Here is a 19,431-nt window from a genome sequence, read left to right as displayed (position 1 = left end):
GTAGATATTAAAACCAACGTTCTGTCACGACTTTTTTACGTGTGTAAAACTGGACGCCATCTTTTCCATTTGCTCCAAGATCACCGAAGAATGAAGCTTTATTCCCTGCAAAGGAGAAAAAGGCCATTGGAGCTGGAACATTTACATTGACACCGATCATGCCCGCATCAATTTTCTCACGGAAAGTCTGAGCATTTTTACCGCTCTCCGTATAGATCACTGCTCCATTTGCATATCTAGATTGATTCGTAAGCTTGATGCCTTCTTCCAGATTTTTGACTCTTACCACACTTAGTACAGGTGCAAATATTTCATCTTGCCAAATTTTCATATCCGGCTTTACATGGTCAAAGATCGTTGCTCCAACATAATAACCCACTTCATCTGTTTGAGTGTCCCTTCCATCCACCAATAAAGATGCACCTTCTGTTACACCACTAGCAATGTATTGCAAGACTCGGCTCTTATGGACATCACGGATTAAGGGTCCAACAAAGTTTTCTTCAGAAAGCCCATCCCCCACTTTTAATTTGCGGGTTTCCTTGACAAGAGTTTCGATAAATTCATCCGCAATTCCTTCCACTACTGCCACGACCGAACAAGCCATACAGCGTTCACCACTGCTGCCGAATGCTGCCCCGATTACACCTTGCACAGTTTTTTCCAGATTGCAGTCAGCCATCACAACGGCATGATTTTTCGCACCCGCTAGAGCCTGAACCCTCTTCCCATAAGCGGTGCCTGTTTTGTAAACATGTCTTGCAACAGGCTCTGAACCTACAAAGGAGATGGCTTTGATTTCAGGATGTTCGAGCAATCGATTAACTACGTCTTTGCTGCCATGTACTAAATTTAGAACACCTTTAGGAAAACCAGACTTATAGAAAAGCTCCACAAGCTTACCTGCTAAAATTGGAGTTCTCTCCGATGCTTTTAGGACAAAAGTGTTTCCGCAAGCAATTGCAAGGGGGAACATCCATAGCGGTACCATCAACGGAAAATTAAATGGCGTAATGCCTGCAACAACTCCAAGCGGATAACGCCAAATAGATCCATCAATACCATCCGCAATATTTGGCAGCGCTTCTCCCATCATTAGATTTGGCGTCGAGGTCGCAAGCTCCACGACTTCAATTCCTCGCTGTACCTCTCCACGGGCATCCTTTAATGTCTTGCCGTTTTCCATTGTAATGATGTGAGCAAGATTTTCTTTTTCTTCCTGCAAAAGCTGCAAATATTTATATAATAAGCGTGAACGGTTTGGGACTGGCGTTTCAGCCCACTGTGAATAAGCCTGCTCAGCTGCCTGTACAGCAAGGTCAACATCTTCTTTACTGGATAAAGGGACATATGCAATAATTTCTTCGTTAGCCGGATTTGGTACAGATTCTATTTCTGAACTAGACGAATTTACCCATTCACCATTAATGTGATTCTGAATTTTTCGAATATTAGTCTTAATCATATTCCCTATCTCCTTTTTCTAATAAAGTGAAACTCAATCAGTAGGGGTCTTACTACCCGTTAAAACCTGAGGTAGATGTCTTTTGTTCACTGATTTTTTTGTAAACAATCGCCATATCCTTTTCCCCAAGACCACTCTTTTCCGCCTCTTCATACAAACCAAACAGGACTTTACTGATTGGTAAATCCAGTTGTTTTTTTTCAGCAAGATCTAAAGCAAATCCTAAATCTTTTCGTAATAGCTTTAAGGCAAAACCCGGTTCATAGTTATCACTTGCTATGAAACTCTTATAATTTCTTTCATAGATTCGGCTTTGACCATAGCTAACATTTAACATATCGAATAATTTTTCCAAATCAAGATTGCTTTTTTTAGCTAGGTTCAGTGCTTCACCGACCCCAACTGTATAAAATCCAATCAGCAGATTGTTTATCAGTTTTACAACGGTACCACTCTCAATGCTTTCATTCACATGAAAAATGTTTTCTCCAAGGACATTAAACAGCGGCAATGAACGTTTGAATGCTGCTTTTGAGCCGCCTACCATAAAGGTTAAGGTTTTATTCTCTGCCCCTATTACCCCTCCGCTGACAGGAGCCGCTAAGAAGTGCATCCCTTTATTCATTGCAGCCTCCTCAATTTTTTGATTAACTTCGGGGGCAACGGTACTTGTATCAATTAACATGGTGCCTGGCTGACTGTTTTCAAGCAGTCCCTCTTTTCCAAAATAAATCGCTTCGACTGCATGGGTAGATGGTAGGCTCGTGAAAATGGTGTCACAAAGACTCACTAGATTTGAAGAGGAAATGCCAATAATGCCCCCTAAACTTTCAAAATTAGCTTCTGCTTTTTTATTTAGATCTAACCCATAAACGGTGAAGCCCGCCTGAAGTAGGTTCTTGGACATGGGAAAACCCATATTCCCCAGACCAATAAAACCGATATTTTTTTTCATCCTATTTCACTCCTTTCATTTCATTGACTTCGGATTGTTTATCATATATTTTGCAATCTCTCTTTTTTTCATTAAGAGATTCTGATAAATCGGAATGTCCAGGTTATTGATTTCATTTATCCGAGTTTTTCGCTTTTGTTCATCTGCTTCAGCAGCTGAAATGAATTCAATTGCAGATTCCTCCACTTGGCGGTAGCCTTCTTCACACAATACATCTGTCATCAAAAGCTTCATCTTTTCATTTTCTATACCATTCTTTTTGCTGGCCTTTTCCGTTCTCAATAAAGCAGATTCCATCACATAGATATCCTTTGCCATATCAGCCAGAAGACGCATGTATTCCTGCTCAAGTTCCAAATTTATACCCGAATTTGAAATCGCTTTCAAAGATATGTTTACTAAATGCCTAGATAGCTTAAAGTATTGATGATTTCTTTCTGATCGCTTGCACTTCATATGAAAACTACCTTGGAATGCATCTTGTGAATATCTCTTTAAGAGGATTTTCGCAATCGTTAATCGGTTAATTTCATTTGTTCCTTCAAAAATGCGGCTAATTCTTGCATCACGGTATAATCGTTCTACTTCATAATCCTGCATGTATCCATATCCGCCATGAATTTGAACCGCTTCATCAACAATTTTCCCCAGTATTTCCGAGCAATTAACTTTATTTAGTGCACACTCCAAAGCGAAGTCCGATATTCCTTTTATCATATGTTCCTTATTATCTGCTGAATCAATAACATCATCCAATTCCCCTGCTGTGCGATAGGCGGCACTTTCAGCACCATAAATCGCAACGGCCATATTGGCCAGCTTTTCCTGAATCATCGTGAAATTGACTAATAAATTGTCGAATTGTTTTCGTTCCTTCCCGTAATCTAATGCTAGTTGCAGAGCTTGTTTTGATGTCCCGATATTTGAAAAAGCTAGTTTAAGGCGCGCCATATTTAGGATATTCATCGCAACCTTATGGCCTTTCCCAATTTCTCCAAGCACATTTTGCTTTGGAACCACTACGTCCTCTAAAATGAGAGTCGCTGTCGAAGATCCTTGAATGCCCATCTTCTCCTCTTCTGGTCCAACAGACACACCCTTAAAAGAACGTTCTACAATGAATGCTGTCATTCCCTCCCCTGTTTTGGCAAAGACGACAAAGACATCAGCTAGATGAGCATTCGTAATCCATTGCTTTTCTCCGTTTAACACCCAAGCCACTTCATCCTCATTTAAAATAGCACTTGTTTTTGGACGAAGCGCATCTGAACCTGCATCTGATTCCGTAAGGGCATAAGCTCCTACCCATTCTCCTGAGGCCAGCTTTGGCAGATATTCTTGTTTCTGCTTCTCGTCCCCAAAATACACATAAGGCAAAGTTCCGACTCCAACATGAATATTAAAGGAGACACTAAATGAGCCGCCAAAACCCATTCTTTCTGCAACAAGCCCCGAAATTTTTTTATTGAGGTCAAACCCTCCGTAAACTTCTGGTACCTCAATGGAAAGTAGACCCAGTTCGCCTGCTTTCTCAAATAATTTTCGAGTTGCTTCATACTGGTGCTTCTCAATGGCTGTGATTTTAGGGGAGACATCCTGCTTAATGAACAGCTCCGCCGTTTTAGCAATGAGCACTTCCTCAAAATGAAAGTCTTCAGGTGTAAAGAGTTTATCTATCCAATCAACGTGTTGTAAAGAAGTTTTATTCGTAAACTTGCACTCTGCTTTTTCCATACCTAACCTCCCTGCATGGCAAATTTATCGTTCTCAGTCTAACTTAGAACAAGTAAAGACGATCTTCCTTTCGTATCTAGTTTGCTATTTTGCTGATGATACATGTGATCGCCTTCTTTTGTGCTATTCAAGTTGTGCTAGTCATTGAGGGAAGAAAAGGGCATTCCCTTTTCTCCCATAAGGGGCATTATCCCTTTATTTCTTCTTCGGGCAAGACGGTTTTGGCCATCTTACTATCTAAATCCTCAAATTTATAATAGGAAATTGTTTCATACAATTCCTTTCTCGTTTGCATAGATGGAAGACTATCTTTCTGTGTGCCATTCTCCTTTATCACCTTAAAAATATTTTCATACGCCTTAGCAGCAACTCTAAGGGAGGTGACAGGATAGATCACCATTTGGATCCCCATCTCTGCAAATTCCTCTACCGCATAATAAGGTGTTTTCCCGAATTCAGTCATATTAGCAAGTACTGGCACTGTTAATTTTTCTGTAAATAATTTGAATTCATCCTCAGACTGTAATGCTTCTGGAAAAATAACATCTGCTCCTGCGGCAATGTAGGCAGATGCTCTCGCTAAAGACGCTTCCAGCCCTTCTACTGACCGGGCATCTGTACGTGCCACAACAAACAGGGTCGGCGCTGTTTCTTTGATAATTTTAATTTTCTGTACCATTTCTTCAATTGAAACTAGCTGCTTTCCATTCAAATGTCCACACTTCTTTGGCAGTTGTTGGTCTTCAATTTGAACGGCAGCAACATTAGCTTCAGCCATTTCCCTTGCCGTACGCGCTACATTAAGAACGCCGCCAAAACCAGTATCAATATCAACCAATACAGGCAAATTCGTCGCACGCACTAAATCTCTCGCCCTATCAGCCATTTCAGTTGATGTGACAATTCCTAAGTCTGGAAGTCCTCTGCTTGCTGTATACGCGGCACCAGATAAATACAGGGCAGAAAAACCTGCCTTTTTTGCGACAAGTGCCGCCATCGCATCATGAGCTCCCGGTATTTGCAAAATGTCTTTGGATGAAATAAGTTTACGAAATTGATTGGCGAGCTCTTTTTGAGTCGCCGCCTGATCGACAATCCAAGCCATCTAAAGGTCCTCCTTTTAGAGCAAAAACAACTCTACAAATTGATTTACTTGCATTTTTTCAAGGGTTTCCTGCTCAAAGCAGACTGCTTCAATTTTTCCTTGATGCTTGCTCGGATAATGAGTTTTCAGGTTGCTAGAGAACTTATCAATAATTTTTGGAATGGCTTCTTCTCTGCGGAAGCGGTGTCCCAATGGATATTCGCATTCAATTTTTTCAGTAGAAGTCCCATCTTTAAAATGCACCTGAACCGCATTAGCGATTGAGCGCTTGCTCGGATCGAGGTAATCAAAGCTATATTGCTTGTTTTCAACGACTATCATCTTTTCTCTTAAACTGTCAATTAGCGGATCTGATGCCGTTTCTTTTTCATAATGCTCTGCTTTGATATCTCCTTTGATCAGGCCGATCGCTGTAATATACTGCAAGCAGTGGTCACGATCAGCTGGATTATGAAGAGGGCCTTTTTTATCGATAATTCGGATTGCTGATTCATGGGTTTCAATGGTAATGCAATCAATCTCATCAAGTTGGTCCTTCATCTGCGGATGCAGCTTAATCGCACATTCTGCTGCCGTTTGGGCATGAAATTCTGCCGGATAAGATACTTTGAATAGCACATTTTCCATTACGTAGGAATCAAGCTTTCGGCCAAGTTTCAGTTCCTTCTGCTTGAACAAAACATCCTGGAAGCCCCATCCTGGAGCTGATAGGGCTTGTGGATAGCCCATTTCTCCTTTAAGGGCCATCATAGCCAGATGGACTCCTCTGCTTGTCGCATCCCCCGCAGCCCATGACTTTCGTGATCCGGTATTTGGCGCATGTCGATACGTGCGAAGGCTGGAATTGTCTATCCAAGCGTTGGATAATGCATTGATGATCTCCTTACGTGTTCCACCCAGCATTTTTGCAACAACCGCAGTAGTAGCAATTTTGACAAATAACACGTGGTCCAGTCCGACACGGTTCAAGCTGTTTTCAAGTGCCAGTACACCTTGAATTTCATGTGCTTTGATCATCATCTCTAATACTTCACGGACAGTTAAAGGCTCTTTCCCTTCTGCTAAGTGTACACGACTTAAATAATCTGCTACCGCTAATATGCCGCCAAGATTATCTGAAGGATGACCCCATTCTGCAGCTAGCCATGTATCATTAAAATCTAGCCAACGAACCATACAGCCAATATTAAAGGCTCCACGGACTGGATCCAGCACATACGACGTCCCTGGCACCCGACAGCCATTTTCAACGGTTGTCCCAGGTACAATCGGTCCAAGTAACTTTGTACATTCAGGATAGTTTAATGCAAGGATTCCGCACCCAAGGGTATCGAGCAATACATAGCGCGCTGTCTCAAACGCTTCAGAGCTTGTGATTTCTTTATCGAGCACATAATCGGCAATTTCCTGCAGTAATACATCTACTTTCGTCTGTTCCTTCGTCTTATTCATTTGGATCTTCCTTTCTTTTCAGCTTTGTAGAATAAATAATTCTCTATTACTTTAATTGGCTGGACGAGCTCCAGTATAGTGCACACGCGGCCGGTAAAGTCGATTATTGGCATGTTGCTCTATGACGTGAGCACATAATCCAACTGTTCTGGAACTGAAGAAAATAGGTGTATATAAAGGAATCTCAATGCCAAGCATCCAGTAAACAGGTGCCGCGTAATAATCCAGGTTCGGGTAGAGCACTTTCTCCCGTTCCATCATTTTCTCCCCAGCTTCACACATTCGTAGAAGAAGGTCATCCCCTTTCATATCCGAAAGCTGCTTGAGCGCTTCTTTCATCATAAGTGCTCTAGGGTCCATCTTCTTCATGTATACACGGTGTCCGAATCCCATAATTTTTTCTTTATTCAGTAGTTTTTTCTCTAGCATTTTTTCGTAGCCTGCAACTGTCTTTGCCTCATTTAACATATACATGACTGCTTCATTCGCTCCGCCATGCAAATTTCCTTTTAAAGATGCAACTGCACCAGTCAGGGCACCATACAAATCGGATTGTGTTGAAGCGATCACTCTGGCTGTGAAAGTTGAGTTGGGCATTTCATGCTCACTGTATAAAACGAGCGAAAGGTCAAATATTTTCTCTTCCATTGGAGAAGGCTTTCTCCCTGTTAGCATATAAAAAAAGTTGGCACTGTAGGATAATTCATTGAGTGGCTCAATCGGTTCTTTGCCATTAATAATGCGGTAGCTATTGGCCACAATATTAGGGACTTTTCCTAACAACCCATATGCACGATTTTTATTAGCAGAAATAGAACGGTCATCAATTTGGACATCAAAGCCTGCAATTGAGGATATCCCTGTCCGAAGTCCGTCCATTGGATGCGTTTCTTTAGGAAGTAATTTAAAAACATTTAATATCTCTTCAGGGATTTCATATTCACTTTTAAGTATTTCTGCAGTCGAGGCCTTTTCTGTATCAAGTGGCAATTCGTCTTCAAGCAAAAGATGGACAATGTCCAGATACTCTTTCGTTTGGGATAATTGGATAAGGTCGTACCCTTTAATAATGATCTGGCTAGCAACAGTATCTAGAAAAGATATGTTCGTTTCTGACGCCACAACCCCTTCAAGTCCCGGAAAATAGTTTATTTCAGTCTCCATTCTTCTTCCTCTCCTCCAAATAGATCCTGTTTTATGATCATGTAAGCCTTTTCAACATTTTGCATAAGAATTTTTGTTTCTTCTAGTCCCTCTTTACGGTCTGTTATTTCTCTTACTAGCTGCGCATATTTTTCTTGAATTGTACAAGATTCGGCTAAATTGTAATTATCCATAATGCACGTTTTAAAAGAATTAATAAAGTCGTTTACTGATCCCAACAAAGCTGTCCTCCTCCAAAATGAGGTCTTCATAAAAATTAGTCCAATAAAAAAACAACTTCCTAAAGAAGTTGTTAAGTTACGAACGAATACCTAAATAAACATGTCTATTATAAAATAGAAAACATGCTCCACTATTCCGCACTTAACACCCCCTATCCGCGTAGGTATTGATGTTTGCTAAAACAGGCAGGTCTCCTGGCTTATGATCATCGCTTTTCGATCCTTCCCATTTCCGTTTTACAGGAAACAGTGGCATTTTCGAATTGCTCCCAATTACAGTTGCGGGACAGCGCCGGACTCTAACCGACTTCCCTTTTAAGAGGTAAAACACATAATTTTACTTCACCTGTTTCTACACCTATTTAATTTTACATATTAAACATATCAATTTTTCGGAAAATTTACAATAATTTTATAAGATTAAGTAGAAGAAAGCCTGACTAATTTACCCTTCGTTGGAGTACGACAATAGAGTTGGCACAAATATTTTTCAATATACGAGAGGTGCTTCAGTTGCAGACAAAACCCTTTTTCATAGATTACAAAATTATGTTATTCCTCAATTTCACTAAATCTCTTAATTCTATCTCTTATTTCATCCATAACACATTGGAAAAAGAGCCATTGTTTCACTAAATAAATTGCGTTATTAGTTGGTTAAACTTCTCACGTTCTTCCCAAAAAAGGCCATGACCACTATATTGAAACGGAACAAGCTGTGAATTTTTTATGTTTTCATTTAGTTCCTTAGCCTGTGCATATGGAATAACTTTGTCATGAATACCGTGAGTGATTAAAGTAGGGACATTAATTTTTGGAAGATCCGCATGTAGCTTTTCATCTCTTAATGTGGTTATAATAGCAGCTGTCGACCAACTTGCTGCTTGTAATCCCATTTGTAAAAACCAGTCTGAAAATGGTTTAGTTATATATTGAAAGAAAAATCCATCTGTTACGTCCTGCATCATTTTGGGCCGGTCATTTAAAGTTTCTTTAAGAAAGTGATGAGCGACTTCTGCGGTAAATCCAGTTGGAGCAGCAGCATCAATAAGAACAAGCTTTGATACACCAAAACCGTTGTGACGAGACATATATCGAATTGCGATAGCCCCACCGGTTGAGTGACCTACAAGTGTAAAATTGTTTATTTGAAGTGTACCAACAACTGTGCGAATATCATCTGCAAGTCTATTAAAAGTATAGCCTCCCATTGGTTTATCCGATTTGCCAAAGCCCCTCCAGTCTATACCAATACAACGATAGCCCATAGCAGGAAGAACATTAAACTGATATTCAAACTGTTTATGGCTTAGCGGCCAGCCATGTAAAAATACGATGGTCTTATTTCCCCCCTGGTTAACATCTTCTACATATAAATTAACACCTGGCTCTATATTCACAAAGTATCCCATGAAGATTCCTCCCTAGTTAATATGGTTTCAACAATACATATTCATTTTGAATAACAAAGATGAGTACCTATTCCAGTTGTAGGCTAGAGAAGTGAAAAGGATGGTGTTTATTGAAATTTCTTGTCCTTTAACATAAAAAAGAGCGTCATTCTTGCTGTAGAATCACGCCTGATTGCCGAAAGTGTTATTCGTTTTTTTCAATCGTATCAGATCCAAAATTTCGTCAATCCTATAAGTCTTTTTTAAAACAAATAATACGGTTTACTTCACTAAATCCCAAATTAAGATGCACTGCTAAGCTTTCTTCATTATCTAATTCACAGTCACTAGCAAATTCATGACATCCTCTATTCTTAGCCCAATTCTCACAAGCATTCACTAATTTCTTAGCTAAGCCTTGTTTACGAAAGTCCTCTTTTACATAAAGTCCCTCTAAATATCCTGCTGGACTTGAGCTTGTCCCTTCAACATAATCATATCGAAGTTGGCATTGCGCAAACCCAACCGTTTCGTTGTCATGAAAAGCTAAAAAAACCTTCGCATCTGGCTGGGCTATAAGATGTGTCATTTCTTGAATAAATTCCTCTAACGTGTGATCAGGCCAAAGTAATAAAGCTAGGTGTGCAGCTTCTTTTGAATCTTGTAACGTAGCCTCTTTTAGCATAAAAAAACCTCCGAATCTCTTCAATTCTTCTTTTGCATTTTTTTAATGGGAAACCTATAGTATGAAGTTCTCCTAAAAATCACTTTATTCTTATTAAACTAAATCTGTATGATTCCTTATAATTCTTTCTTACATTTTACCATTATAAAATTTATTGGAGGCTTATTTTTCATGTCCTTACTTGGCTCGTCCATTTCTGAAAACTCTACTAGACCATATTTTCCAAATTCTTGTTTTATAGTGTCAGAATCAAAAAAGAACATTTTTACGCCTTCCATTATCTCGAAATAGTTTTCATCCAATTGTTTGCCCTTACCAAACATGGGAGCTTTTTTTGAAACAGTTGTAAATATCATATATCCATTAGGCTTTAACTGATTATAGCAATCTTTAATAAACTTAGCTCTCTCACGATTATTCAATAAGTGAATAAGTGCATAGCAGAAAATACCGTCATAGAGTTTATTATCAAAAGGCATATCAGTTACTGAACCATGAAAAATGTTCATATCAAGACCATTTTGCCTCGACAAATCAATTGCTGTTTTGGAAATTTCAATTCCTGTAACATTTATTCCACTGTCAATGAAAACTTTTGCATTTCTACCATATCCAATACCTGGTACTAGAATTTCCTTAACATTCCTTTTAAGAAAAAAGTCTTTTGTTATAATTGCGGAGTCTGTAGCTTCAAATCCCCACATCGTTTGTTTTTCTATAAAACTTGATTCCCAGAATTCCATAAAATTTTCTATCTCCTTTGTGTTTTGCTTGAATTGGGATGCTATATTGTTTAACGTTAATATTTTCTTAAAGATGTAATTCTAATTAAAACTATATTTGGTCGATATCATTTTGTAAACTTTAAAACCTGTTGTAATAGCACCGTTTCACCTAAATTTAATGCCCTGCCGTTTCGATCAACATCTTCAAACGAAAAAAATTGTGGAATAACTAATGGAGATTTACTTGGTCGCCCAAGAATCGTAAAATCCAATGTACGGAATTTTTGTACTAGACATACACCATTCTCATCTAAACTCCCCGCACCCCCAAGAATTCTGGCAAATTCCTGACATAAGCTTCTTCGATTTTCCCAATTCATTATGCAACCCTTATCTTTCTATATTCGTATCGAAGGGTACCCATAAAAAAAGAGTTACCTCCTTCATAATAGAAATATGAATTTTTTAGGAATGTGAAATGGACAAGGGTTTAGGAGCAAGTAAATTATTTTTTTCTTTCGAATTTTGCAATGAGAGTGTTTACTCCGAAATGCTTTTTTAAACAAAAAGGTGAAAAAAATAAACGTATCTATGGGATTAGTCTATACAACATGAATACGAAAGGAATACTGTATTACTGTGGAAACTAAAAAGAGAGTTTTATGGCTTAAAAGAAAAATACAATTAAGAAGGAGGAGACATCTAAGCGAGAGAAAACAGGAAAAGGATTGGATTTATAAAGGTAATTATTGATACCAAACAGACACAAAGATAATGTATATCTGAATTTAAAGCTAGAAATGCTTTCAAAAACTTCAGTAACGAAGGAGTCGATAAATATGTCAAGAAGAAATAATAGAAATAGAAATACAAATGTAAATGTGGATTTTGATACAGATTTTGAATCGGAGATAAGAAATAGAACGAACACAGAAGCAGAGGCAGATGTTCGAAATACCGATAAAAATACAAACGTTGCACGTGCTAATATTACGAATTCAGGTAATTCTAGGGTTGATATCAATCTTAATAGCCGTAGTAATGCTAAAGTGAGAGCAGAACAAGATCAGGAAAATGACCAAGATCAAGATTTAAACATAAATATAGATCTTGAAGAAGAAAGAAGAAGACGTCGCCGTCGTCGTTAATAATTGAACAAAAAGGTGGGATGGTATGATGATCCCACCTTCACTAAAATAAAGTAAGACTTTTTTCCTTTTGAATCTATCTCGTAAATCTTGTCACATGTTTTCGAATCAAATCCGAGGAGAGGATGTCCTCCCATTCCAATCACTGACGCTCTTAACAGCATGCGCTTTATCTACCTCCCATCTACTTACATAAAAGTACCTTACTTTTTATACTAGTGCCAAGTAATAGAGTTCGTGTTTAAACACTAATCTTACCAGTAATCCATTCTTTAATAAAATGTTTTAATGTAGCCGCAACCCATTTCCGACTATCATCCTCGTGATTCCATTTGAGAAGTAGACCAAATCAAAGGGCAATTCCAATTATCGAAAACACCATTTGTTTCATTTAATAAATTTGCTAAGTCTTCTGGTAATTCAACATTTAATTCCTTTTTTAATTGGTCAGTTAAATACATAGCTTGATAGACGAACACTACCCGCGTTTAGCTTAAGAAATTTAAAATCATTGGTAACACCAATAATAAGATTGAAATTGAAACAAGGATTATTGATACTTTTTTAGGAAGTTTTTCTCTACCTTTACCGGTATACCAACCGCTGAACTGCAATTTATTCCTATACAGAAGAATAAATAAAAGCAGAATTGCTATATAACCCAGCCAGCCATATTTTTCAATAGTAATGCCAATTTTTGAGTATACATTATATAAAAGGGAACCTAAAATTCCATAGAAAAAAACAAAAATGACTATAATTCGAATTAACTCTAAAAGGACCCTTAACAATGCCTCTCACCTCCATTTACGTTTGTATGAATTTTACTTATCTTATCATTCATGCTAAAGAATAGCGCTTGATTGCAGAAAAATATCCGAATGAACGTAGAACACACTACTTAAAATTGTTCTATCTCGGCTATTACATTTTTTATTCCCAAATGTATATAAATTATCTAATTTCTTTTTTTCCTCGAAAAACTTTTAATTGAATAAAAATTTATCTATTAATTAACTTGTCTTTATTAAGCTTGAGTTTTATACATATTATTACAATAATCAATAATGTAGTTCATACATTGTATTGTGTCATGAACCCTTTGTTTCTTGGAATCACAGTAACGTATGTTTAATCCTTCTCGAATACTTATCGCTTCTTTAGTGATGTTATGCCAACTTTCTGGCATATAGTTTATAGCGTATTTACATGCATCTACTTTTGAAATGATTTCATGTTCTCTAAGTGTATAGAATTGACGTAATATTCCAGTAATAATCCATTGTACTTCCCAATCCACTAGTTTGTTTGGTAATAAAAGTACTATTCTTTTAAATCTTTCAATTGTGTTTAAACGATTCACCCAATAGGTGTTCATATTGTTTAGTACATACTCCACTAGATCCGTTTCATCAACTTCAAAGTGAAATGAACTTATCTCCGGACCAATAATGCTGATCCCTTTGTCTCTTAGAATCCACCATGTAATCGGATTAATAACATGATTACTCCTACCTACCTTGCCTTCGTTTACGTATAAACACTTTTTTGTTTCTGTCTTTTTCTTACCTATGTCTTCCCAATGAAGATAGCATCCGTCCATTCCTGTTTTTTTATATTTATTATTTAATTGTTTATGAATTTTGGATAATATTTTTACCTCTCTATCCGTTAAATGACGGTTTACAAATGCAATGAAATCAATATCGCTTGAGCCATTATGATAAGCATTAAGGGCAATTGAACCATGTAAATATAGACCTTCCAGGGTATTGGGAATTTGTGTATTAAATATTGCCATATACTCACTAAGAATTTTTTGGACGACAATAGGGACTTTTACATTCATTTAATTTCTCCTTTCAAAGAAAGACTATTGTTTCAATCGATTAATGCTATAGAAACATGTTATCATTTCTGTTATTACATAATCTGGCTCTTATAATAAAGAAAGAGCGTGATTCTTGCTGCTGAATTGCGCCCTGTTGTGGAAGATAAGGATCTGATTATGCTTGCTGTATACCTTCGTAAACTATTTTATTTTGCTGTGTACTAATTTTAAAGTATGTTTAATAAAATCCTGATATGGTGTTTTTGGTAATGAATCGATCTGACTAGCTGCTCTCTCAGCATAAAATAGTGCTTCTTCTGCTTTCCCTAGCTGCAAAAGACAATTCGCCCTATATGCTTCAGCAGTATAAAGAATGCATAGTTCAAGTGGGTAATTAATATTATTTGGCATCTTGAATTGCACAAATTCTTCAAGTGCTTCTTCCACTTGTCCTTTTCCTATTAGTGCTTTCCCTTTTTCTAGATAGTAATAATCGGTGCCAACATTCCCTTTTACTAAGTTAGCAAACTTATCTAAATGAAAAAGGGCTTGTTCATAATCTTTAGGTATTTGATTGTAATAATGAGCTTGAAGCAACAGTGTAAAAGCCAAGGAGCGATCATTATCAGTAAAAATCGCAAACTGCTCAGACTTCTTAATAAAATAGGTATAATCATTTTCGTTGTTGTATAGAAGGGCTTGGAACGCTGCAATCCGGTAAATATTATCCATTTTATAAAAAACCATTTTACGCTTTGAAATTTCAATTAATTGATTGAGTTTTCTCTTTCCTAATTCATAGTCACCTATCCCGAAGAGTATGACCATTTCAACGAAGTTCGTTTCTATTTCCACGAGCATATCAAACACTGTTGCTTTTTCACCATATTCTTTTCTCACATTTTGTAACATTTTCAGCGCATCAGTGTACTTTCCTTCTTTTGCACGGAATTCAACTAAAAATACTTTAGCTGCCACGCAATGGCTATAGAGGGATAGTCGTTCATAAATGGTTATTGCCCGTTCTATTAATAATTTTCCACGTTTCTGATCGAAATTTATAAATGTCCTTCCAGAGATCTCCAAAATCCTTGCTGCTTCAAAAGAAATCGGAAACTGTTGATCAAAAATACCCTGTGTTAAATGAATGATTTCTTCCTCATTATGTTCTTCAAACGCTTTTTCCAATTTATTAAACAAGGACTTTTGTTCATCTGATATAGCGTTTCCTAGTAAATATTGCGGATCACAGCCTAACTGATGCGCAATAAATTTCAAACTATCCATCGAAGGATTCGCACGCCCATTTTCGATCATACTTAACATACTTTTTGACATCCTATTATCAGCTAGTTCTACAATAGTCAATCCTCTTTCTATTCTCAACTTTTTTATTCTCTTTCCTAATTCATTCATTTTCAACATCCTTTGTTAACCAAAGTAATAGTTCAATTATATTAAACTTTAGCTTGAGAATAAAATCAATACATGTTAAGATGAGTTCAATTAAATTGAACTTTTTAAAACTTGAAATTTTCAGATGAGAGGTTTGATCGTTCATTCTTCATTGGAAGGCGAACTTTCCTTTTCACATAATTATAAAAAATGGAGGGTTGCATATGGGTGAATTTATTGAAAATAAAAAAGGACAAAAACTAGATATAGGTGGTATCGAATTGTACTATGAAATGTTAGGAGAAAATCATGAAGGCCCTACTCTCGTTTTTGATTCTGGCTATGGCGTCAATTTAGAGAACTGGGATCCGATAAAAGATGAAGTTTCAAAGTTCTCAAAAATGTTTATTTATGATAGAGCAGGTATTGGTAAAAGTGGAATGGATGACAGACCACGCCATAGTCAACAAAGTGTAGAGAATTTACGTATATTGCTAAAAAAAGCTGGTGTAAAACCTCCATATGTATTAGTGGGTCACTCTTTAGGAGGATTGAATACTCGATTATTTGCAAGTACATATCCAGAGGATGTTGTAGGAGTAATCCTCTTAGACTCGGCTCATGAAGATCAAAATAAAATATTACCCTCTTTATTTACGAAAGAAGTTCAGGAATCGTATTATAATCAGTTTACTCTGGAAGGAACACTAAATGAGGTTGAAGAAAGTTTGGAACAAGTCCGTATGTCTACATCACTTGGAGATATTCCTTTAATCGTGGTTACAGGTGGTCAACAACCTTTTCATACAGAGCAATCGATGGCTGCTTGGATGAGATTTCAAGGAGAACTTAGTGATTTATCAACGAATAAACAACATATTATTGTCAATGATGCTGGGCATTTAATACATCTTGATCAACCACAGGTTGTGATTGGGATAATTAAGAATATGTTAAATATAGTAAAGAATATACAGAATATAAAATAACATACTTTTTTCATCATACTACAAAAGGGATCGTCAAACTTTTCAAGTTCAACGCTCCCTTTTGTTCTATTATTTAAATTGCAAATGTAACCATAATTATGATAGTTTATCAATTAATGGAGTATGGTAAATCACATTTTTATGTATATTTGAACAATCCATATTTTAAACATAAATTCATTGGAGTGAATGGAATGCTAAAAGTAAACAGAGACGACAAATCTTCGATATGGCAGCAATTACTTGATCAAGCAATCCATAATATTACGACAGGGAAATGGCCACCAGGTGAGCTTCTCCCTCCATCTCGCGAGCTTGCTTTGTTAGTCGGTGTCTCTCGCTCAACGATACAAATTGTTTATGAAGAATTATTCAGTCGTGGATACACTGTGACAAATAGACGAGGGGGGACTAGGGTAAGTGAATGGGGCTATAATACCAGCAATTCAGAGGAAATGAGATCTAGGGGAAAGTCTACACCAGAATTACCATTGCTAAACGCTGAAGTCGACCAGTTACACAGTTGGTTAAGAGGGAAAGAAAATCAAAACATCGAAATCGATTTCTCTCCACATGAGCCGTATGTGGACGAGCATTTTCGAAAAAATTGGAAACAATCATTTCTACAGGCTTCAGTTAAAGCAGACCTGACCAGTTGGGGTTACGGTAATGCTTATGGCTTCGTGCCGTTGCGTGAACAGATTCAACGTTACCTCAAATTTGAGCGGGGCATTCACGTGGATATCGACCAAATCCTATTAACATCAGGAGCACAGCATAGTATAGATTTAATCGCTCAAGCACTATTATATGAAGGAGAAACGGTTTCTGTTGAAGATCCTGGCTTTCCTGCTGCTTGGATGACGATGAAATATCGGCGCATGAATGTTGTTCCTGTCCCTGTCGATGAGTATGGACTGCTAGTTGAGCACATTCATTCACAATCCAAACTTGCCTTTGTTACTCCTTCGCATCAATGTGCAATTGGAGTCGTTATGTCAGAACCACGCAGACAACAATTATTACACATGGCTGCGCAGCATCAATTTTGGATTGTTGAGGACGATTATGATGGCGAATTTAGATATCGTGGTGGTCCACTTCCAACCTTGTTTAGCCAACAACCCCAAAATACATTGTATATGATAAGTTTTTCCAAAATGGTTGCTCCTGGGATTCGAATATCGGCAATTGTTGGTCCGAAGGCGGCCATTCGCCAACTTGTCCAAGTACATGAATTGACCTATCGCCATCTTCCAATTATGGAGCAATTGACGCTTGCTCACTTTATCGAACATGGTCATTTTATGCGCCATATGAGAAGACTAAGAAATATATATCGCCACAGACACGAAGCTATGACAAAGACTATCAACGATACTGGACTAGGAAAACGTTTCAAACTAAGTGGCATAGAAACGGGCTTGCATATGCTTCTAGAAGCTGAAGAATCGTTTGATGAAGAAGCTGTGACGTTCGAAGCGCTCAAAAGAGGAATTCGAGTTTATCCGCTAAGTGCTTATTGTATGAATAGCGAACGAAAAGGATGGGTTCTTGGCTTTGCTAAAGTTGATGAAACAGCTATTGAAGAAGGTATTTGTCGTCTTGCGGAGATGCTTTTATAATATGAGCTACTCCGCAAAACTACTCGCATTCCGATGGAAATCTACTATTCCTATACACGGGACTTAAACCACCTACTTTTCTATTTTCTATTCATTTTTGTTTACCTGCCTTTCACCTGTTCGTCCTTGACCGCTTTTTCATCCCAGTAATGACCATTCGGCAAATAACGTTGGCCGAAAACATTTGTTCCTACGCGGATGATAGTCGCTCCTTCTTCGATAGCCACTTGAAAATCACCAGACATTCCCATTGAGAGAATATCCATTTCTACACGCGGAAACTTTTGCGCAATAATTTGTTTTTGAATAGATTTCAATAGTTGGAAGCAATGTCTAGTCTCGTCATTTGTAGCATTCAATTTTCCAATTGTCATTAATCCTTTCACATTTAATGTTTCGAACTTGGACAATTGTTCCACCAATTTTAGTGCCGTTTCTGGTGAAGCACCAAATTTACTTTCTTCGTAGGACGTATTGATTTGGACAAGAATATCCATGGATTTATTCATCTTTACAAGTTGATCATGTAATGCTTGCCCCAATTTTAAACGGTCCACTGAATGAATGAGCGTGACATATTTGACAACATGCTTCACTTTATTTGTTTGCAGATGGCCGATAAAGTGCCAATCTACTTGATTGTATTGCTCCATAAGTGGAAATTTATCTCGAAGTTCCTGGGCTTTATTTTCCCCAAATAAAGTCTCCCCCGCCTTCATCGCCATTTTCAATTTTTCAAGCGGTACCGTTTTTGTTGCCAACAATAATTTCACGTCTTCTTTCTTGCGTCCTGAAGCTTCGCAAACTAGTTCCATTTGTTTCCTCACAGTTTTGAGATTTTCTTCGACTAAATTGTCCATATTTTCCTCCCTTTCTGGCCTTTATCTGTTTCATTTGTTTATGAGCTCCCTAATCATAACGTATTATGGATTTTAAAAAATATCCAAAAACTTCACTTTTACCAGTCCATAATTAACTCTAATTCTTTAGAAGTCATGAAAGAGCCGGTAATCTTATAACCAAGATTACCGGCTCGTCGTTATGCTGGTGTTCGTTTATCTTTCATACCATATTCTATGCTTATTGATCTCTATTTTTTTCCGACATGCTTCTTCCAACTCTATTTCCATTTGGTTGGCAAGATCTAATACGTTGTAAATGACATCGTACATTTCCAAACCTATATTTTCCTTAACTTGTTGGACTTTTTCCTCTGTTGGATTGAAAGAAATGCTTAATATTTCTTTTGCCAGTTCTCCAACTTCAGTCATTAAATATAGTGTTCGAGTCTGGATTGTATTGACATTAAATCCCTTTTCTTCACTAAACTGTTTGACATATTTTTGCATACTTGAAATATCCATTGGTTTCTCCTCGACTTGCTCTTTAGTATAATGTAGAATTGCATTCCGTAGAAATATTAATGTGAGTATAGCAGTGAGAGAATAGACTTACACTATCCAAACTTAAGATTTATTCCAATCCAAAAATAACTCCTATTCTAAGAAGCTGTTAATAACTTCATATCGTAATCTAGCATTAAATA

The 19,431-nt window shown here is 37.3% G+C and carries 18 protein-coding genes, 1 pseudogene and 1 riboswitch; of the genes and pseudogenes, 3 read left to right on the top strand and 16 right to left on the bottom strand.

What is annotated here, in order from left to right; translation table 11 throughout:
* Nucleotides 1–7: 7 nt before the first annotated feature.
* The 11 genes and pseudogenes from KDN24_RS12245 to KDN24_RS12195 all read right to left on the bottom strand — a co-directional run.
* Nucleotides 8–1,465, bottom strand: coding sequence for a CoA-acylating methylmalonate-semialdehyde dehydrogenase (locus KDN24_RS12245; protein WP_409972724.1), 1,458 nt, complete (start codon nt 1,463–1,465; stop codon nt 8–10).
* 52 nt (nt 1,466–1,517) lie between these two features.
* Nucleotides 1,518–2,420, bottom strand: a complete 903-nt coding sequence (locus KDN24_RS12240) for an NAD(P)-dependent oxidoreductase (protein ID WP_409972723.1) — start codon at nt 2,418–2,420, stop codon at nt 1,518–1,520.
* A 15-nt stretch (nt 2,421–2,435) separates the two neighbouring features.
* Complete coding sequence (locus KDN24_RS12235) at nt 2,436–4,154, bottom strand: acyl-CoA dehydrogenase FadE (RefSeq protein WP_409972722.1); 1,719 nt, start codon at nt 4,152–4,154, stop codon at nt 2,436–2,438.
* A 187-nt stretch (nt 4,155–4,341) separates the two neighbouring features.
* Nucleotides 4,342–5,259, bottom strand: coding sequence for a methylisocitrate lyase (gene prpB / locus KDN24_RS12230; RefSeq protein ID WP_409972721.1), 918 nt, complete (start codon nt 5,257–5,259; stop codon nt 4,342–4,344).
* Nucleotides 5,260–5,274: 15 nt separating this feature from the next.
* Nucleotides 5,275–6,711, bottom strand: a complete 1,437-nt coding sequence (gene prpD / locus KDN24_RS12225; protein ID WP_491348435.1) for a 2-methylcitrate dehydratase — start codon at nt 6,709–6,711, stop codon at nt 5,275–5,277.
* A 51-nt stretch (nt 6,712–6,762) separates the two neighbouring features.
* Entirely contained in the window at nt 6,763–7,875 is a 1,113-nt protein-coding gene (gene mmgD, locus KDN24_RS12220) for a citrate synthase (RefSeq protein WP_409972719.1), read from the bottom strand.
* Nucleotides 7,860–8,093 carry a hypothetical protein gene (locus KDN24_RS12215; protein ID WP_409972718.1) on the bottom strand — a complete coding sequence of 78 codons (234 nt, stop codon included), beginning with the start codon at nt 8,091–8,093 and terminating at the stop codon, nt 7,860–7,862. Before KDN24_RS12215 ends, mmgD begins: the two co-directional genes overlap by 16 nt.
* 171 nt (nt 8,094–8,264) lie before the next feature.
* Nucleotides 8,265–8,461: riboswitch (cobalamin riboswitch) on the bottom strand.
* A gap of 267 nt (nt 8,462–8,728) precedes the next feature.
* Entirely contained in the window at nt 8,729–9,508 is a 780-nt protein-coding gene (locus tag KDN24_RS12210; RefSeq protein ID WP_409972717.1) for an alpha/beta fold hydrolase, read from the bottom strand.
* Between the two features lie 229 nt (nt 9,509–9,737).
* Complete coding sequence (gene aac(6') / locus KDN24_RS12205; RefSeq protein WP_409972716.1) at nt 9,738–10,172, bottom strand: aminoglycoside 6'-N-acetyltransferase; 435 nt, start codon at nt 10,170–10,172, stop codon at nt 9,738–9,740.
* Between the two features lie 116 nt (nt 10,173–10,288).
* Nucleotides 10,289–10,915, bottom strand: a complete 627-nt coding sequence (locus tag KDN24_RS12200) for a class I SAM-dependent methyltransferase (RefSeq protein WP_409972715.1) — start codon at nt 10,913–10,915, stop codon at nt 10,289–10,291.
* 128 nt (nt 10,916–11,043) lie between these two features.
* Nucleotides 11,044–11,277 (bottom strand): annotated as a pseudogene (locus KDN24_RS12195) (DUF1259 domain-containing protein); the annotation flags it as partial.
* Nucleotides 11,278–11,736: 459 nt separating this feature from the next.
* Here KDN24_RS12195 and KDN24_RS12190 point away from each other — a divergent pair.
* The gene (locus KDN24_RS12190; protein ID WP_409972714.1) at nt 11,737–12,045 is read left to right on the top strand and encodes a hypothetical protein; all 309 of its coding nucleotides are present in this window, start codon (nt 11,737–11,739) and stop codon (nt 12,043–12,045) included.
* 488 nt (nt 12,046–12,533) lie between these two features.
* Here the strand turns inward: KDN24_RS12190 and KDN24_RS12185 are convergent, their stop codons facing one another.
* The 3 genes from KDN24_RS12185 to KDN24_RS12175 form a co-directional block, all read right to left on the bottom strand.
* Nucleotides 12,534–12,836, bottom strand: a complete 303-nt coding sequence (locus KDN24_RS12185; RefSeq protein WP_409972713.1) for a hypothetical protein — start codon at nt 12,834–12,836, stop codon at nt 12,534–12,536.
* Between the two features lie 236 nt (nt 12,837–13,072).
* Complete coding sequence (locus KDN24_RS12180; RefSeq protein ID WP_409972712.1) at nt 13,073–13,894, bottom strand: aminoglycoside adenylyltransferase domain-containing protein; 822 nt, start codon at nt 13,892–13,894, stop codon at nt 13,073–13,075.
* 183 nt (nt 13,895–14,077) lie between these two features.
* On the bottom strand, nt 14,078–15,292 hold the full coding sequence (locus tag KDN24_RS12175; RefSeq protein WP_409972711.1) for a helix-turn-helix domain-containing protein: 1,215 nt from the start codon (nt 15,290–15,292) through the stop codon (nt 14,078–14,080).
* A gap of 203 nt (nt 15,293–15,495) precedes the next feature.
* Here KDN24_RS12175 and KDN24_RS12170 point away from each other — a divergent pair, with 203 nt between their 5' ends.
* A complete protein-coding gene (locus KDN24_RS12170; protein WP_409972710.1) occupies nt 15,496–16,260 on the top strand; it encodes an alpha/beta fold hydrolase in 765 nt (254 codons plus the stop codon).
* A gap of 194 nt (nt 16,261–16,454) precedes the next feature.
* A complete protein-coding gene (gene pdxR / locus KDN24_RS12165; RefSeq protein ID WP_409972709.1) occupies nt 16,455–17,885 on the top strand; it encodes a MocR-like pyridoxine biosynthesis transcription factor PdxR in 1,431 nt (476 codons plus the stop codon).
* Between the two features lie 101 nt (nt 17,886–17,986).
* On the opposite strand, the gene KDN24_RS12160 is transcribed toward pdxR, so the two are convergent.
* Together KDN24_RS12160 and KDN24_RS12155 are read right to left on the bottom strand one after the other, a co-directional pair.
* A complete protein-coding gene (locus tag KDN24_RS12160) occupies nt 17,987–18,745 on the bottom strand; it encodes a YggS family pyridoxal phosphate-dependent enzyme (RefSeq protein ID WP_491348434.1) in 759 nt (252 codons plus the stop codon).
* A gap of 195 nt (nt 18,746–18,940) precedes the next feature.
* A complete protein-coding gene (locus KDN24_RS12155) occupies nt 18,941–19,249 on the bottom strand; it encodes a MazG nucleotide pyrophosphohydrolase domain-containing protein (protein WP_409972707.1) in 309 nt (102 codons plus the stop codon).
* Nucleotides 19,250–19,431 lie beyond the last annotated feature (182 nt).

Origin of the sequence: Cytobacillus sp. Bva_UNVM-123 (genome assembly GCF_046351715.2) — a bacterium.
In the GTDB taxonomy this organism is placed as follows: domain Bacteria; phylum Bacillota; class Bacilli; order Bacillales; family Cytobacillaceae; genus Cytobacillus.
Note: the sequence above shows the minus strand (reverse complement) of the source record. Positions and strands in the feature narration are given on the sequence as shown.

Bases quoted from the DNA above. Each gene is read 5' to 3' on its own strand.
- pdxR (WP_409972709.1), top strand. From the start codon at position 16,455: ATGCTAAAAGTAAACAGAGACGACAAATCTTCGATATGGCAGCAATTA.
- prpD (WP_491348435.1), bottom strand. From the start codon at position 6,711: ATGAATAAGACGAAGGAACAGACGAAAGTAGATGTATTACTGCAGGAA.
- KDN24_RS12175 (WP_409972711.1), bottom strand. From the start codon at position 15,292: ATGAATGAATTAGGAAAGAGAATAAAAAAGTTGAGAATAGAAAGAGGA.
- KDN24_RS12160 (WP_491348434.1), bottom strand. From the start codon at position 18,745: ATGGACAATTTAGTCGAAGAAAATCTCAAAACTGTGAGGAAACAAATG.
- KDN24_RS12210 (WP_409972717.1), bottom strand. From the start codon at position 9,508: ATGGGATACTTTGTGAATATAGAGCCAGGTGTTAATTTATATGTAGAA.
- KDN24_RS12180 (WP_409972712.1), bottom strand. From the start codon at position 13,894: ATGAATGTAAAAGTCCCTATTGTCGTCCAAAAAATTCTTAGTGAGTAT.
- KDN24_RS12155 (WP_409972707.1), bottom strand. From the start codon at position 19,249: ATGGATATTTCAAGTATGCAAAAATATGTCAAACAGTTTAGTGAAGAA.
- KDN24_RS12240 (WP_409972723.1), bottom strand. From the start codon at position 2,420: ATGAAAAAAAATATCGGTTTTATTGGTCTGGGGAATATGGGTTTTCCC.
- KDN24_RS12170 (WP_409972710.1), top strand. From the start codon at position 15,496: ATGGGTGAATTTATTGAAAATAAAAAAGGACAAAAACTAGATATAGGT.
- prpB (WP_409972721.1), bottom strand. From the start codon at position 5,259: ATGGCTTGGATTGTCGATCAGGCGGCGACTCAAAAAGAGCTCGCCAAT.
- KDN24_RS12235 (WP_409972722.1), bottom strand. From the start codon at position 4,154: ATGGAAAAAGCAGAGTGCAAGTTTACGAATAAAACTTCTTTACAACAC.
- KDN24_RS12190 (WP_409972714.1), top strand. From the start codon at position 11,737: ATGTCAAGAAGAAATAATAGAAATAGAAATACAAATGTAAATGTGGAT.
- mmgD (WP_409972719.1), bottom strand. From the start codon at position 7,875: ATGGAGACTGAAATAAACTATTTTCCGGGACTTGAAGGGGTTGTGGCG.
- KDN24_RS12245 (WP_409972724.1), bottom strand. From the start codon at position 1,465: ATGATTAAGACTAATATTCGAAAAATTCAGAATCACATTAATGGTGAA.
- KDN24_RS12200 (WP_409972715.1), bottom strand. From the start codon at position 10,915: ATGGAATTCTGGGAATCAAGTTTTATAGAAAAACAAACGATGTGGGGA.